General features: G+C 74.4%; 13 protein-coding genes and 3 pseudogenes. 13 read left to right on the plus strand and 3 right to left on the minus strand.

Going from position 1 to position 14,469, the window contains the following annotated elements:
* Positions 1–118: 118 nt before the first annotated feature.
* Positions 119–355 (plus strand): annotated as a pseudogene (locus ACZ56B_RS26315) (alpha/beta fold hydrolase); the annotation flags it as partial.
* A gap of 53 nt (positions 356–408) precedes the next feature.
* On the opposite strand, the gene ACZ56B_RS26320 reads toward ACZ56B_RS26315, so the two are convergent.
* On the minus strand, positions 409–1,620 hold the full coding sequence (locus tag ACZ56B_RS26320; RefSeq protein WP_468795643.1) for a Cmx/CmrA family chloramphenicol efflux MFS transporter: 1,212 nt from the start codon (positions 1,618–1,620) through the stop codon (positions 409–411).
* Between the two features lie 197 nt (positions 1,621–1,817).
* Between ACZ56B_RS26320 and ACZ56B_RS26325 the strand changes: the two are divergent.
* The 5 genes and pseudogenes from ACZ56B_RS26325 to ACZ56B_RS26345 all read left to right on the plus strand — a co-directional run.
* Positions 1,818–1,973: pseudogene (locus ACZ56B_RS26325) on the plus strand (ATP-dependent endonuclease); the annotation flags it as partial.
* A gap of 176 nt (positions 1,974–2,149) precedes the next feature.
* A complete protein-coding gene (locus ACZ56B_RS26330) occupies positions 2,150–3,154 on the plus strand; it encodes an ATP-binding cassette domain-containing protein (protein ID WP_468795526.1) in 1,005 nt (334 codons plus the stop codon).
* The gene (locus ACZ56B_RS26335) at positions 3,151–3,960 is read left to right on the plus strand and encodes an ABC transporter permease (RefSeq protein ID WP_468795529.1); all 810 of its coding nucleotides are present in this window, start codon (positions 3,151–3,153) and stop codon (positions 3,958–3,960) included. The genes ACZ56B_RS26330 and ACZ56B_RS26335 overlap by 4 nt, the downstream gene beginning before the upstream one ends.
* Before the next feature lie 277 nt (positions 3,961–4,237).
* Positions 4,238–4,852, plus strand: coding sequence for an ABC transporter ATP-binding protein (locus ACZ56B_RS26340; RefSeq protein ID WP_468795646.1), 615 nt, complete (start codon positions 4,238–4,240; stop codon positions 4,850–4,852).
* Positions 4,849–5,625: a hypothetical protein gene (locus tag ACZ56B_RS26345; protein ID WP_468795533.1), complete on the plus strand. Its 777-nt coding sequence runs from the start codon at positions 4,849–4,851 to the stop codon at positions 5,623–5,625. The genes ACZ56B_RS26340 and ACZ56B_RS26345 overlap by 4 nt, the downstream gene beginning before the upstream one ends.
* Positions 5,626–5,807: 182 nt before the next feature.
* Here the strand turns inward: ACZ56B_RS26345 and ACZ56B_RS26350 are convergent, their stop codons facing one another.
* Complete coding sequence (locus tag ACZ56B_RS26350) at positions 5,808–6,896, minus strand: lytic polysaccharide monooxygenase (protein ID WP_468795536.1); 1,089 nt, start codon at positions 6,894–6,896, stop codon at positions 5,808–5,810.
* Positions 6,897–7,045: 149 nt separating this feature from the next.
* A complete protein-coding gene (locus tag ACZ56B_RS26355) occupies positions 7,046–8,185 on the minus strand; it encodes a glycoside hydrolase family 12 protein (RefSeq protein ID WP_468795539.1) in 1,140 nt (379 codons plus the stop codon).
* Positions 8,186–8,641: 456 nt separating this feature from the next.
* Between ACZ56B_RS26355 and ACZ56B_RS26360 the strand changes: the two genes are divergently transcribed.
* The 7 genes and pseudogenes from ACZ56B_RS26360 (at position 8,642) to ACZ56B_RS26390 (ending at position 14,352) form a co-directional block, all read left to right on the plus strand.
* Entirely contained in the window at positions 8,642–9,592 is a 951-nt protein-coding gene (locus ACZ56B_RS26360) for an alpha/beta fold hydrolase (protein ID WP_468795542.1), read from the plus strand.
* Positions 9,593–9,906: 314 nt separating this feature from the next.
* On the plus strand, positions 9,907–10,623 hold the full coding sequence (locus ACZ56B_RS26365) for a S1 family peptidase (protein ID WP_468795544.1): 717 nt from the start codon (positions 9,907–9,909) through the stop codon (positions 10,621–10,623).
* A gap of 185 nt (positions 10,624–10,808) precedes the next feature.
* Positions 10,809–11,225 (plus strand): annotated as a pseudogene (locus ACZ56B_RS26370) (hypothetical protein); the annotation flags it as partial.
* A 123-nt stretch (positions 11,226–11,348) separates the two neighbouring features.
* On the plus strand, positions 11,349–11,564 hold the full coding sequence (locus ACZ56B_RS26375) for a hypothetical protein (RefSeq protein ID WP_468795546.1): 216 nt from the start codon (positions 11,349–11,351) through the stop codon (positions 11,562–11,564).
* A gap of 165 nt (positions 11,565–11,729) precedes the next feature.
* Positions 11,730–12,047: a hypothetical protein gene (locus ACZ56B_RS26380; RefSeq protein ID WP_468795549.1), complete on the plus strand. Its 318-nt coding sequence runs from the start codon at positions 11,730–11,732 to the stop codon at positions 12,045–12,047.
* A 135-nt stretch (positions 12,048–12,182) separates the two neighbouring features.
* The gene (locus ACZ56B_RS26385) at positions 12,183–12,821 is read left to right on the plus strand and encodes an HD domain-containing protein (protein ID WP_468795551.1); all 639 of its coding nucleotides are present in this window, start codon (positions 12,183–12,185) and stop codon (positions 12,819–12,821) included.
* A 115-nt stretch (positions 12,822–12,936) separates the two neighbouring features.
* Positions 12,937–14,352: an FAD-binding oxidoreductase gene (locus ACZ56B_RS26390; protein WP_468795554.1), complete on the plus strand. Its 1,416-nt coding sequence runs from the start codon at positions 12,937–12,939 to the stop codon at positions 14,350–14,352.
* Positions 14,353–14,469 lie beyond the last annotated feature (117 nt).

Here is a 14,469-nt window from a genome sequence, read left to right on the forward strand (position 1 = left end):
AAGAAGAGGGGGGGGGGGGGGGTCCTCCGGGGGTCGGGGGGGGGGGGGGGGGGTGGGGGGGGAGTATGGTCCTGTCTGCCGTGTAGGCGGGGGAAAGGGGGGGGCGGCCGGGGGGCCCGGCGCGCGCATCGCCTGCCCGGCGCTGGTCCTCTGGTCGCTCCGGGACGACCTGGAGGACCTCTACGGCGATCCCGTCGCGATCTGGCGCCGGTGGGCCACCGACGTCCGCGGGCACGGGATCGACTCCGGGCACCACGTCGCCGAAGAGGCGCCCGAAGCCCTGGCCTCCGCCCTCGCCCGCTTCCTCCGGCCGGACCTCACGGGAGGTCACCGCTCCCGCCCGCCCGGGCGGTGAGCGGGTGCCGCCGGAAGTCCGCGTGCGCCGGTGCCCGACGGCCCGTCACCGCCTCAGCGGCCGGAGGGGACGCGGTCCGCGTCCGCGACCCGCGCGGCGGGGCTCCCCGTCACGATGCGGGACCGGCCGTGCAACCGCAGCGAGACGGCGACGAGGACGATCGCGACCGCGGTCATCGCCGCGCCCGCCCAGGCGGTGGAGGCGAAGCCGAGGCCCGCGTCGATCACCGTGCCACCGAGCCAGGGGCCGCCGCTGTTGCCCACGTTGAAGGCGGCCGTCGTCGTCGCGCCCGCGAGCGTGGGCGCGGCGCCCGCGACGTCGAACATGCGCGCGTTGAGCGCCGGAGCCGTGTAGAACGCGGAGACGCCGAGGAGGAACGACAGGGCGATCACGGCCGCGGGGACCGACGCGGACAGCGCCAGCGCGGCCAGCAGCACGGTCGAGGCGGCGATGCCCGAGAGCAGCACGCCGAACAGGTGCGCGTCGGCGACCCGGCCGCCGACCGCCGTGCCGAGCAGCGCGCCGGCGCCGAACAGCGCCAGCACGGTCGGCACCCAGCCGTCCGCCAGTCCGGCCACGTCGGTGAGCAGCGGCGCGAGGTACGAGAAGGCGCAGAACACACCGCCCGCCGCCAGCGCGGTCACCCCGATGGACAACCAGACCTGGGGGTCGCGGTAGATGGACAACTCGCCCTTCAGAGCAGGCCGTTGCGCGGGCAGCGGGATGCGGGGGATCAGGGTCGCCACACCGACGAGCGCGATCGCGGACGCCGCGCCCACCGCCCAGAACGCGGACCGCCACCCCAGGTGCTCGCCGAGGAACGCGCCCGCCGGGACACCGAGGACGTTGGCGATCGACAGCCCGCCGATCATCACCGCCATCGCGCGGGCCCGCGAGGACTTCGGCACCGTCGCGACGGCGACGGCCGCGCCCACCGCCCAGAAACCGGCGCACGCCAGGGCGCTCACGACGCGCGACACGAAGAGGACCTCGTACGTCGGTGCCAGCGCGCCCGCGAGCTGGCCGAGGCCGAACACCGAGATCAGTGCGACCAGCGTGACCTTCCGCGGCAGCCGCAGGGTCGCGACCGCGAGCAGGGGCGCGCCGACCACCATGCCGATCGCGAACGCCGATATCAGCAGCCCGGCCTGCGGAATGGAGACGTCCATGTCCTCGGCGATGGGCGGCAGCAGCCCGGAGAGCATGAACTCACTGGTGCCGAGCGCGAAGACGGAGAGACCGAGGACGTAGACGGCGAGCGGCATGCGGGACGCCGCGGACCGCGCGGATGATTCAGGCATGACAGGTGCCAACGACGTCCTTCCTCCTGTCATTCCCGCTCGTCCCGTGATCCCGCGATGCGGACCGCGCGCCCACCGCCGGCCGGGGCGCCGACGGGAATCCCCCGGCGCGGCGGCCGGGTCGGGCCCGGACGCGTCGCACGGCCGGCACGAAGGCGCCGCGGGAGGCGGTCACCGCGCGGGCGGCCTGCGGTTCCGGCGGGGCCGCGCGCGAGCCGGCCGCGCGGCTGCCCGTGCGGACGGCCGTCCTGCTCGAAGGGCTGAGCGACGCCGCGGCGGTCGGCGCACCGGGGGCGCGTCGGGAGCGGGACCCGGCGACGCGTCGGGAGCGGGACCTGGCGACGCGTCGGGGGCGGGACCCGGCGCCCGAGCGGCGCGCCGGTCCCCGGCGGGCGACCGACGGAGGGAGGAATGTCAGTGGTGTGCGTCACAGTGGAACAGGTGGACGCCGACCCGCGACGTCCGTGACACCGCGAGGCGCGAGGGGAATCCCATGACGTACGCGATCCAGGCGGAGGGCCTGGTCAAGCGGTTCGGGGGGACCGAGGCCCTGGCAGGGGTGGATCTGGCGGCCCGCACCGGCTCGGTGCTGGGCCTGCTCGGTCCGAACGGGGCCGGCAAGACGACGGCCGTGCGGATCTTCGCCACGCTGCTGCCGCCCGACGGCGGGCGCGCGACCGTGGCCGGGCACGACGTCGTCAGGGAGGCGGCGGCCGTGCGCTCGCTCATCGGCCTCACCGGCCAGTACGCGGCGGTCGACGAGAACCTGACCGGCACGGAGAACCTGCTGCTCATCGGTCGCCTGCTCGGTATGGGCAGGCGCGCCGCGCGGGCCCGGGCGCACGAGCTGCTCGACCGGTTCCACCTCACGGACGCGGCGGGGAGAGCCGCGAAGACCTTCTCCGGCGGTATGCGGCGGCGCCTGGACCTCGCGGCCAGTCTGGTCGGGCGGCCCAGCATCCTCTTCCTGGACGAGCCCACGACCGGGCTCGACCCCCACAGCCGCGGGGAGCTGTGGGACATGCTGCGCGCCCTGGTCGCCGACGGCGCCACGGCCCTGCTGACCACGCAGTACCTGAACGAGGCCGATGTGCTCGCCGACGACATCGTGGTCGTCGACAAGGGCCGGGTGATCGCCCAGGGCACACCCGACCGGCTGAAGTCCGAGGTGGGCGGTCAGGTGCTGGAGGTCCGTCCGCTCGTCCCCGGGGACATCGCCGCCGCCCACGGGCTGGTCACGGAGGTGGCCGGGCCGGGGACCCGGATCGAGGGGGAGGTGATCACCGCTCCGGTGAACGACCCCGAGCTGATGCCGGCGGTCGTGCGCGGACTCGACCGGGCGGGGATACGGGTCGGCGAGCTGGCCCTGCGGCGCTCCTCGCTCGACGAGGTCTTCCTCGCCCTGACCGGTCACCGGGCGGAACCCGGGGACGCCCGCGGCCCGGCGGACGGGGACCGGGACGAAACCGAGCTGGAGGAGGCGGTGAGTTCCTCATGACCGGAGCGACGGCCGTTGCTCCGCTCACGGTGCCGGGCCGGGCGCGGCCCCTGGCGTGGGCGGGTCAGACGCTGACGATGGCGTGGCGCAGCCTGGTGGCGGTGAAGCACAACCCGCTGGAGCTCGTCGACTACAGCGTCACGCCGATCATGTTCGTCTTCCTGTTCACCTATGTGCTGGGCGGCCAGATGGCCGGGTCGACGGAGGCGTACCTGCAGTACGCGCTGCCCGGCATCATCGTCCAGAACACCCTGTTCATGACGGTGTACACGGCCATGGCGCTCAACACCGACCTGACGAAGGGGGTCTTCGACCGGCTGCGCAGCCTTCCCATAGCCCGTTCCGCGCCGCTCGTCGGACGGATCACCGCCGACCTCGCCAAGCACGGGTGGGCGATGCTCCTGATGATCGGCATCGGGCTGCTGATGGGTTTCAGGATCACCGGCGGGTTCGGGGGCTTCCTGCTGGGCGCGGTGCTGCTGATCGTCTTCGCGGCGGCGGCCTCGTGGAGCGCGGTGCTCATCGGGATGCTCGCGAGCGACGCGGAGAAGGTGCAGGCGTTCTCGTTCACCGTGATCTTCCCCATCACGTTCGCCAGCAGCGCGTTCGTCGTCGTCGACACCATGCCGGGCTGGCTCCAGGCGTGGAGCGACGTCAATCCGGTCACCCACCTGTCCGACGCGTACCGCGGGCTGCTGGTCGGCGGTCCGGTGGCCGAGCCGGTGCTGTGGTCGTCGCTGTGGGCCGTGGGCCTGGTGGCGGTGTTCGGCCCGCTGGCGATGCGGGCCTACCGGGCGAAGGTCTGACCCCGCCCGTGCCGGCGGCCCGACCCGGTGGCCGGTGGACGCCGGGCCCGCCGGCCCCCTCGGGGGCGTTCCCGGCGCGTCCCGGCGGGTCCGTGCGCCGCCGGCCGGCCGGGACCCCGTCCGCCCCGCCCCACCGCCCTCGAGGAGTCCCCGTGGCCAGTGCGGACCCGCTGTCCGTCACCGGCGCCCCGTCCGGGAGCCGGCCGTCCGGCCCCCGCCGGGGCCCGCGGGGCGCCGGGTCCGCCGTCCGGGGCCGGCCGTGAGGCGCCGGCCGGCGGTGGTGCTGCGGGTCACGGCGGTCCGCAAGGACTTCGGGTCCCGGCAGGTCCTGCGCGGGGTCGACTTCGAGGCGCGGGCCGGGCAGCTGGTGGGCATCGTCGGGGAGAACGGCGCCGGGAAGACCACTTTGCTGCGCATCCTCAGCGGCGACCTGCGCCCCGACGGCGGGCGCGTCGACCTGGTGGGCGCACGGGGCTACTGCCCCCAGTACCCGGTCCTGGACGAGGAGCTGACCGTGCGCCAGCACCTGCGCCTCTTCCAGGTCGCCTACCGCCTGCCGAGTCTCGACCGCGCGCTCCGGCTGGTCGAGGCCCTCTCCGCGACCGGCTACCTGGACGCCCCGGTGAAGGTCCTCAGCGGCGGCACCCGGCAGAAGCTGAACCTGGCCCTGGCCCTGATGCACGACCCGGACGTCGTGCTGCTCGACGAGCCGTACCAGGGTTTCGACTGGGAGACCTACCTGCGGTTCTGGGACCTCGCCCGGGAGCTGAAGGACCGCGGCCGCACCGTGGTCATCGTCTCCCACCTCGCCCACGACACCGAACGCCTGGACGTCCTGCACCACCTGCGCGACGGCCTCCTGGCACCCTCACCCGAGACGGGCACCGCATGAGCGCCTACCTGATCGCCTGCCGCTACGCCCTGCTGGCGATGGCGAAGAACCGGCTGGCCGCCGTGCTCCTGGTCGCCTTCATCCCGCTGTGGATCACCGTGGCGAAGACCCTCACCACCCCGGAGACGTTCCCCTTCCGGCTGCGCGCCACCGGGACCTGGCTGCGCGCCGGCGGGGACGAGATCACGATGATCAGCGGCTCCCTGAACGCCGTCTCCCTGCTGGTGGGGTTCCTGATGTTCAGCGCCGCCCGCCGCACCAGGGCCTTCGACCGCCGCCTGACCGCGGCCGGCTATCCCCGGACCGCCCTCGTCGGCGCCAAGCTCACCACGCTGGTGGCCGCGTCAGTGCTGGTCACCGCCTACGCCACCGCCTGGATGCTGCTGTTCTGGTCTCCCCTGCAGCCCTTCCTCCTCGGTCTCGCGGTCCTGGCGGACTGCCTGGTCTACGGGGCCATGGGCATGTGCCTGGCCCTCTTCCTGCCCGGCGAGGTCGAGGGACTGGTCACCATCATCATGGTCAGCATCATCGACCTCGCACCGCAGAACCCCGTCGCCAGCACCACCGCGGACGAGGCCCTGGTCGAGCTGCTGCCCAGTTACGGCTCCCTCCAGACCAGCCTCGCCGCGGGCTTCACCCGGCAGGCCACGTTGAGCGCGCTGCTGACCCACAGCGCGGTCTGGCTGACCGCCATGACCGTCACCGCGCTCGCCGCCTTCGTCCTGCGCACCCGCGCCCACCAGCCGTCCGGACGCCCGCCCGGCGACGCGTAGGGCGGGGCGGCGGCCCTTCCTCCGGTGGGGTGCCGTCAGAACTTCGGCGCGGGTGCCCGCTCCTGCGCCGGCTCCGCCGCCTCCTGCCCGGTCCGCACCGGGGGCCGGCCGCGGCGGGCAGGCACGCGCGAGGGCCGGGTTCCGCGGGGGAACCCGGCCCTGTCACCGGTCGGCGCAGGGCGCTACGGCTCCACGCAGCCGATCGTCCCGGCCGGGAAGTCGTTGCCCGACGAGGTGGCCGTGAAGCCGAACGTCACGCTCCCGTCGGGGGCGATCACCCGGTTGTGATCGACGTTCCGTACGGTCACCGTCCCGTCGGAGCCGGTGGACAGTGAGCCGTTCCACACACTGCTGATCCGGGTCCCGGAACCGGGCTTCCACTGCACGGCCCAGCCGGTGCGCGGCGACGTCCCGTGGTTCATCACCTCGACCGAGCCCTGGAAGCCGCCGTTCCAGGAGTTCGTCACGTTGTAGACGGCCATGCAGGAACCGGTGTGCGGAGGGGGGTCCGTCGGGTCCGGGGTCGGCGTCGGGCCCGGGGTCGGCGTGCCGCCCGGGTTCCGGATGCCGGTCACCTCGCCGTTGCCGCCGTCGAAGACGACGTCGGAGCAGGAGAAGAAGTTCTCCTGGCTGTCCGAACGCACCCACTGCATGAAGATCAGCGCGTCCCCGGAGCGGCCGGAGGGCAGCTTCAGGTTCCAGTGGTAGTGACCGCTGTTGGTGCCCGGGGAGCCCTGCTGGGGCGGGTCGGTGACGGTCTGGATGAGCTCCAGGTCGTTCCAGCCCAGCGGGGAGGTGGGCGACCAGCCGGGCTTGGTGAGGTAGACCCGGAAGTCACCGGGGTGGGCGGCCCAGTTGCTGTACTGCACCTTGATCGTCGCTCCGGACGTCAGGTGCGTCCGGGGCCAGTCGGCGCGGGCCGCGTTGTAGGCGGAGAAGTCGTACGGGGACCGGTCGCCGGCGCTGCAGAGCGTGCCGTCCGGCACGTAGCCGGGGCCCCGTCCGGCGGCCCGGGAGTCGAGCACGGCGAACCAGTTGTACAGCGCCGACGAGCCGCTCTTGTTCAGCGCGTCCCGGCACGCCGGGTTGGTCGGGTTCAGGGCGCCGGTGCCGGTGACGGCGTCCAGTTGACAGAGGTACGTGCGCGAGCCGGGCATCATCGCCACGCCGTGCGCCTGCGCGCTGTTCTGCCACAGGAAGCTCAGGCCGAGGCCTCCGAGGAGGGTGGTCAGTACCGCAGCCAAGGAGAGGAGTCTGCTGCGTAAGGTCATGGGATCTCCCGTCCCGAGAGTGAACCGAGCATGACATGGAGGAGGGGGGTGGAACCCTCGCCCGCCCGGGGTGGACGTCGACCGGGCGGGCGAGGGGGCTGGGGGTGGAGAGGGGGTCCGGGCGGCCGGCGCGCGGTCCGCCCGCGGTGTCACGCGGTCGTGCAGGCGGTGCCGTTCAGGCGGAAGCCGTCCGGCCGCGCGAAGGCGCCGCTGTAGGTTCCCTGGAACCCGAAGGTCTGGCTCCCGCCGGGTGCGATCCGCGTGCCGCCGTCCGTGCCGCTCGCCGTGACCGCGCCCGAGGAGGGGGTGACGGACGCGTTCCAGGCGTGGGTGACGCGCTGCCCGGAGGGCAGGGTGAAGGCGAGCCGCCAGCCGTCGACGGCGGACGGGCCGGCGTTGCGCACGGTGACGTTCGCGGTGAAGCCGCCCGGCCAGACGTTCGTGGCGTACGAGACCGTGCACGCCGCCGGGGTGCCGGGGTCACCGGGGTTGCCGGGGTCGCCGCCGGTGCCGGTGTCGACGGTCGAGGAGAAGGAGTTCACCGTGAGCCCCGCGCCGTTCTGCCAGGGCTCGAAGCCCGCCTGCACACTCGTCAGGTACCAGTCGTTCTGCGCCATGCCGCGTGCGACGGCCTGCCGGACGAAGTCCATGACGTCGAAGCTCCAGCTGTCGATCGCCGACGGGGCGACGAAGGACAGCACGTCGTTGGAGCCGTTGCCGCCCGACCACACCTGCCAGGTGCGTCCGCCCACGGTGGCCGTGCCGACGGGGGAGCCGATCGGCTGGATCGGGCCCACCTTGTTGAACCAGATCATGATCTCGGTCCGGTTCACGCCGTCGGTCCGGGGCGTGGGGTCGAGCCAGATGTCGTACGAGGCGTTGTACACGGCGTCGCCGACGTAGCCGTAGGAGATGCTGCTGGGAGCACTGGCGATGCCGCTGATCCGCGCCGGGAGCTTGGTCCCCGGCGAGCAGTTGGTGTAGTGGCAGCCGTTGAAGACCGACGGGTAGGACTTCGGGGCGCCGTCGGTCGGCACCGAGCCGTCGGCCCGCGTGAGGCGGAAACCGGTGTCCGTGGCGGTGACGCACTGGGCGGCGTCGGTGCCCCAGCGGTTGTTCTGGACGACGTAGCGTCCCTGGACGATGGTCGATCCGTACTGTTCGCAGATCGTGGTGTCGGCCTGGGCCGGCGCCGTCGCGGTCACCAGCGCCGCGACCACGGCGAGAGCGGTGAGCAGCGCGGCGAACAGGCCACGCGCGGTGCGGAGGTGGTGCGGTAACCGTCGCATGTGGGGGGCCTCTCCGGGAGGGTGCGGGGCCGGTCGGCGGGCGCGCTCCCCCTCCATGGATGGGAGCGCTCCCATAAGCCGGTTGGACGGGACTGTAGAAGGCGTCCATGTCCCTGACAAGGGTGACGGACGCGAAAGTGTCGAAGCGTCTTCGACGCCGCAGGTCAGGCAAGGTGGCCCGGGGCGGGGATTTTTTCGAGGAACTTCTTCGAAACATTCGGCGGTGTGCGGCTCGTGGTCGCACGAGCCGCACCGCCGCGCACCCGGCCGGCGCGGGGAGCGTCCGCCCCGCCGGCGGCGAGCGCCCTGCGCGGTCACCGCCTGCCGGAGGCACATCCGGGGGGCGCCCGCACCCGCTGACGCGTTTTTCACTCCCCCGGCTCACCTCCCGATGCCCCTCCCGCCGGGCGAATGCAGTGTCGTCTGCAGTCGTTTCCCCTCGGAGAAAGAGTGGTCATGAAGCGCATACGGCATACCGCCGCCCGGCGGGCACTCCCCCTGGCCGCCCTCCTCCCCGCCGCCGTCCTGACGGCCGCCGGCCCGTCCCCGGCGTCCGAGAGCGGCGGCGGACCCCACGAGGACGGCAGACCGACCGTCGTGCTGGTGCACGGGGCCTGGGCGGACACCTCGGGCTGGGACGAGGTCGTCCGGAGCCTCCGGGCCCGGGGGTATCCGGTGGTCGCCGCCGCGAACCCGCTGCGCGGCCTCTCCGGCGACTCCGACGCCCTCGCCGCCCTGCTGAAGACGATCGAGGGCCCCGTCGTCCTCGCCGGCCACTCCTACGGCGGCGCCGTCATCACCAACGCCGCGGCCGGCAACCCGAACGTCAAGTCCCTCGTCTACATCGCGGCGTTCGCTCCGGACAAGGGCGAGACCACCCTGGAGCTGGCCGCCAGGCACCCCGGCAGCCGCCTGGCGGAGGACCCCGGGATCCTGGACCCCGTCCCCCTCGGCGGCGACCCCACCGACGTCGACCTGTACCTCAAACCGGACAAGTTCGGCGACGTCTTCCTGAGCGACCGGCTCGAGGCGAACCTGGCCGGTGTCCTGGCCGCCGCACAACGGCCCGCGAACGCCGCGACGGGCAGCGAACCCTCCGAGGCGGCCGCCTGGAGGACGATCCCGTCCTGGTACCTCGTCGCCACCGACGACCGCACCATCGGCACCGAGAACCTGCGCTTCATGGCCGAGCGGGCCGGCTCGACCACCGTCGAGGTCGACGCCCCGCACGCCGTGCTGGAGACCGATCCGGACGAGGTCACCGACCTGATCCTGCGGGCCGCGCACGACACGCGGCCCCGCCTCGCCAGGACCGGCGCGACCGAGCAGGCCGCGGTCCTCGGCGGCGCGGCGGCCCTCGCCGTCGCCGGCGGCACGGCCCTCGTGGTCCGCTCCCGCCGCGCCTGAGCCGGCTCCTCCCCCGGTGGGCCCCCGCGTCGCACGGGGGCCCACCGTCATGCCGCCTCCCCGTCCGCTCCGCCACCGCGCGACCGCGCCGGGCCCCGCGCGCCGGCCGGCCCCCGCGCCCCGCGGGCGGCGCCGGCTATAGCACCGCGTTATACCCAGGCGTTAGTACCCAGCCGCCCGTTCCTCCGGGATCGTGGTTCATGTACATGACGAACTCCCGTCCTCGGCACGGGAGTTCGCCGTGTGCGCGGCCTCCGGGCCGTCGACCCCCACGTGTGCACGTCCACTCGGCGTGTCTTCCGAATCGAGGAACCTTGCGCATATCAAGGCTCGCACCGGCTCTCGCCGCAGCAGCGGTCTTCGTCCTCGCGCTTCTCGTCCCCACCGCCACCGCGGCACCGGCACCCCCGGTCACCAAGGCCCCGCAGCCCATCATCGGCGGCGGTCAGGCCACCAGCGGCCCCTGGGCCGCCCGGCTGTTCTCGAACGGCAGGGAGACCTGTTCGGCGACGATCATCGCACCGACCTGGATCCTCACCGCCAAGCACTGCGTCACCGGCGGCGGCCTGTCGTTCCGCGTCGGCAGCCTGGACCAGCACAGCGGCGGCACCCTGGCCAACGGCGTCCAGACCCACACCCACAGCTCGGACCTGGCGCTCGTCCGCCTCGACCGCTCCGTACCGGCGACCTACGCCACCCTCGGGCAGCCCGGCTCGGTGAGGGTCGGCCAGAGCGTGCAGGTGTACGGCTGGGGCGCCACCTCGCGGTGCGGCTCGGAGGCCACCTGCCAGTCCCGCTACCTGAAGGTGGCCGACGTCACGGTCACCGGCGCGTGCGGGGACGCCTACGGCGGCTCCGCGATCTGCGCCCGCCGGGGCAACGGCATCACCGCCGGCGGCGACTCCGGCGGCCCGATGATGGCGAACGGCGTCCAGGTCGGCGTCGCCTCCACCAGCGACCGCCAGACGACCACGGCGTACACCAACGTGACGGCGTACCGCTCCTGGATCCGGTCGATCGCGGGCGTCTGACCCCCTCCGCGCGGCGCACGGGGCCGGCTTCACGGCCGGTGCCGGTCCCGCCGCGCCACCACCTCCCGCGCCGCCGGGTTACGGCGGGCCGCCCGCCGCGGCCCGGTTCCCGGCGGCGCGGGCGGCCCCGTGCCGCCGTCCCCGCCCCCGCGGAGCGGCAGGCCGCGCACCGCTGCCGGACCCGCCGCGGTTCCCGCCCCGGCGGCCGCGGCACCCTGGACGCACCGCCCCCGGAGCCCCCGCCGACCTCGCCTTCGGCAGCCGTGACGACCACCGGGTCCTGCGGCACGCCGAGGAGAGGCGGGAGACCTCCGGAGTCAGCGGGCGGACCGTCCTCACCCGGACCGTCCGGCTGCACCCCTCCAGGTTCTCCGCCCCCGCCGAACAGGACGACAGGGTGGTCGTCCTCCGGGAGCGCGTCCCGGTCCCCGAGGTCTCGGCGGTGGAGGTGCGCCTGCGCGAGGACGCCTGTTCCCCCGTGCCCGACGCGGTCGACGCGGGCGGCGTCGTCCGCTGGGACGTCCCCCCTGGCCCCCGGTGGCCGGCGCACCGTCACCCTCGTCCACGAGGTGTCGGCGAACACCGAGGTCACCGGCCTCTGATCCGATGGCCCCGCCGCGGCGGGGCCATCGGGGTGGTCGCGGGACGTGTCGGGCGGCGGGCCCGGACCCGGCTGGTCATGCTGGGCCGGAAGGATCCCCTTCGGGACGACGAGGAGCAACGGCATGCCCACGGACGCGGTCGGACGATTCCTGGCGGCTTTGGACCCGGAGCACCGGGAGGCCGTCAGCGCCAGATCCCGCGAGGAGCAGGAAGCACTCGCGGCGGCCTGGGAACGGGAGCTGGAGTCCGACACCGAACTCGACACCCTCGACGAGTTGTCCCCGTCGGCGGCGGAGGCCGAGGCGGCCCGCCGCGTCATGGCCCGCGGAGCCGGCTGAGGGGCCTGCGCGGCGGCCGTCCCCGTCGTGACGCCGCGGTCCGGCGCGAGCCCGCGGCCGGGGAGGCGCGCCGCGGCGGCCCCGGGCGGGACGCGTGCGGTCCGGGCGGGACGCGCGGTCCGCGGGACGGTGTTGCACGGGCGGGAACCGGGGCACCCGGGCGGCATGACCGCACACGACCGGGCACACGACCAGGAGACCTCCCGGGACGACCAGCGGGTCGTGGACCGGCTGGTACCCGTCTGGCTGCAGGAGATGGAACGGCACGACGCCGACGCGGCGCGGCGGGTGCGCGCGTCCTGGGACGGCGGCGCGCTGCCGGAGGAGACCGCGCACGATCTGGCGACCTGGGTGACCGCCCGCGTCACGGACACCGGCTTCAACGAGGACGAGGGTCCGGACGTCACCGGCCCGGCCCGCATCACCCCGGCGGACAAGGAGAGCGTGCACCGGTGGCTCACCGCGCGGGGGCACCGGCTGTGAGCGCTCCCCCGCCCCGCCCGGGAGGACGGTGAGGACGGCCCCGGTCGCCCCGGGAGCCGCGCGCCTCGTCGGCCCCGCGCCGACCGGGCCGGTGCGGGGACGCGCACGACGGCACACCGCCCCAGGGAGGCAGTCATGGCCGAGAAGATCGCCGGCGTCGGGATCCCCGACAGCGGCCTCGCCCGGGAGGCCACCGAACTCATCCGCGACACCACTCCACCGCTGATCTTCCACCACTCGCGCCGGGTCCACCTCTTCGGCAGCCTCCAGGCCGCCGCCCTGGGCATCCGGCCCGATCCGGAGCTGCTGTACGTCGCGGCGCTCTTCCACGACACCGGTCTGGTCCCGCCGTACCGCAGTGACGACCAGCGCTTCGAGATGGACGGCGCCGACCATGCGCGGGCGTTCCTGCTGGACCACGGCCTCCCCGAGGAGGACGCGGACACCGTGTGGACGGCCGTCGCCCTGCACACCACCCCGGAGGTGCCGTACGGGATGGCCCCGGAGATCGCGGCGACCACCGCCGGCGTCGAGACGGACGTGCTCGGACTGCACCTGGACCGCGTCACCCGGGAGCAGATCGACGCGGTCACCGCCGCCCACCCCCGCCCGGACTTCAAGGAGCAGATCCTCCGGGCGTTCACCGACGGGTTCAGGCACCGCCCGGACACCACCTTCGGCACGGTGAACGCGGACGTGCTGGAGCACTTCGTCCCCGGCTTCCGGCGCGTCGACTTCGTCGACGTCGTCCGGAACTCCGCCTGGCCGCAGTGAGCACGCCCACCGTGCCCGCCGGGGCCGCCGGGTCCGCATGCGGGTCCGACGGCCCCGGATTAGCGTGGGAAAGGACGCCGGCAGCCGACAGCGCGCACCGAAGAGGGTGACGCCCATGGCGGACAAGCAGAGGGCCGTGTCGACGGCCGCCGCGGAGCGGGCGATGGCGGAGGAACTCCGCTCCTCGCTGCAGGGCGAGGTGATCGACCGCGGACATCCCGGATACGACGAGGCCCGGACCGTGTGGAACGGGCTGATCGACCGCCACCCCGCACTCGTCGCCCGGTGCTCCGGGACGGCGGACGTGGTCGAGGCGGTGCGGGTCGCGGGCGAGCACCGTCCCGTGGTCAGCATCCGCGGCGGCGGGCACCAGGTGGCGGGCAGCGCGGTGTGCGACGACGGGCTGGTGATCGACCTGTCCCGCATGAAGGGCGTGCACGTCGACCCCGCCGCCCGCACCGCACGGGCCCAGGCGGGCGTGACCTGGGGCGAGTTCGACCGCGAGACCCAGCTGTACGGCCTGGCCGCACCGGGCGGGGAGATCTCGGCCACCGGGATCGCCGGCCTCACGCTCGGCGGCGGTTTCGGCTTCGTGATGCGGACGTTCGGCCTGAGCTGCGACAGTCTCCGCTCGCTCACGGTCGTCACCGCGGACGGCGAGGTGCGCACGGCGAGCCGGGAGGAGGAGCCCGAGCTGTTCTGGGCGGCGCGCGGCGGCGGCCGGGGCCTCGGGGTCGTCACGTCCTTCGAGTTCGACCTCCACCCGTTCGGCCCCGAGGTGGCCGGCGCGCTGGTCCTCCACCCGTACGAGCGCGCCGAGGAGGTGCTGCGGGCCTGGCGGGACGCGACGTACGCCGCGCCGGAGACGGTCACGCCGGAACTCCTGCTGTGGAGCGTGCCCGCGGTCCCCGGGATCCCGCCCGAACTGCACGGGACGAGCTGCGTGATGGTCGGCGCCGTGTACGGGGGCCCGCCGGGCGACGCCGCCACCGCCGCGCTGGCACCGCAGCGCGAACTGGGCCCGCCGCTCGCCGACCTGAGCGGAACCATGCCCTACGTGGTGCTGCAGAGCGCCAACACCTGGCGGTTCCCCGACGGCGAACGCTACTTCATGAAGTCCCACTTCACGGACGAGCTGAGCGACGAGGCCATCACGACCCTGGTGGACCGGTACGCCCGGCGGCCGACCCCGGAGAGCCTGATCGTCGTGCGCACCCTGGGCGGTGCCGTGGCACGCGTCGGCCCCGACGACAGCGCGTTCGCGCACCGGTCCGCGCGCTACAACGTCAGCGTCGACGCGGGCTGGCGGGACCCCGCGCTGGACGGGGCCGCGATCGACTGGGCGCGCTCGGCCTGGGACGCGATGAAGCCGTTCTCCAGTGGCGGGACGTACGTCAACTTCGCCGGGCTCGGCGAGGACGCGAGCAGGCTGGGGAACGCGGTCTTCGGCTCGCACGAGGAACGGCTCGAGCGCGCCCGCGCCGCGTACGACCCGGACGGCCTCTTCGCGCAGGCCGCGCGCAGGCCGTGAGCGGGTCCCGGCCGGCGGTCCGCCCGTCCCGCGCGTGAGCGTGCCGCGTCACCCGAACGAGCGGACCGGGCGCGGGGGACGGCGCGGCAGCCAGCCGAGGCGACAAGCGCTCCGCCG

The organism is Streptomyces sp. NPDC034670 (assembly GCF_055574875.1).

What these genes read in the sequence shown, in the direction of transcription:
- ACZ56B_RS26345 (WP_468795533.1), top strand. Translation starts at nt 4,849, where the DNA reads ATGAGCGCCTACCTGATCGCCTGCCGCTACGCCCTGCTGGCGATGGCG.
- ACZ56B_RS26380 (WP_468795549.1), top strand. Translation starts at nt 11,730, where the DNA reads ATGACCGCACACGACCGGGCACACGACCAGGAGACCTCCCGGGACGAC.
- ACZ56B_RS26335 (WP_468795529.1), top strand. Translation starts at nt 3,151, where the DNA reads ATGACCGGAGCGACGGCCGTTGCTCCGCTCACGGTGCCGGGCCGGGCG.
- ACZ56B_RS26350 (WP_468795536.1), bottom strand. Translation starts at nt 6,896, where the DNA reads ATGACCTTACGCAGCAGACTCCTCTCCTTGGCTGCGGTACTGACCACC.
- ACZ56B_RS26320 (WP_468795643.1), bottom strand. Translation starts at nt 1,620, where the DNA reads ATGCCGCTCGCCGTCTACGTCCTCGGTCTCTCCGTCTTCGCGCTCGGC.
- ACZ56B_RS26360 (WP_468795542.1), top strand. Translation starts at nt 8,642, where the DNA reads ATGAAGCGCATACGGCATACCGCCGCCCGGCGGGCACTCCCCCTGGCC.
- ACZ56B_RS26330 (WP_468795526.1), top strand. Translation starts at nt 2,150, where the DNA reads ATGACGTACGCGATCCAGGCGGAGGGCCTGGTCAAGCGGTTCGGGGGG.
- ACZ56B_RS26385 (WP_468795551.1), top strand. Translation starts at nt 12,183, where the DNA reads ATGGCCGAGAAGATCGCCGGCGTCGGGATCCCCGACAGCGGCCTCGCC.
- ACZ56B_RS26390 (WP_468795554.1), top strand. Translation starts at nt 12,937, where the DNA reads ATGGCGGACAAGCAGAGGGCCGTGTCGACGGCCGCCGCGGAGCGGGCG.
- ACZ56B_RS26375 (WP_468795546.1), top strand. Translation starts at nt 11,349, where the DNA reads ATGCCCACGGACGCGGTCGGACGATTCCTGGCGGCTTTGGACCCGGAG.
- ACZ56B_RS26355 (WP_468795539.1), bottom strand. Translation starts at nt 8,185, where the DNA reads ATGCGACGGTTACCGCACCACCTCCGCACCGCGCGTGGCCTGTTCGCC.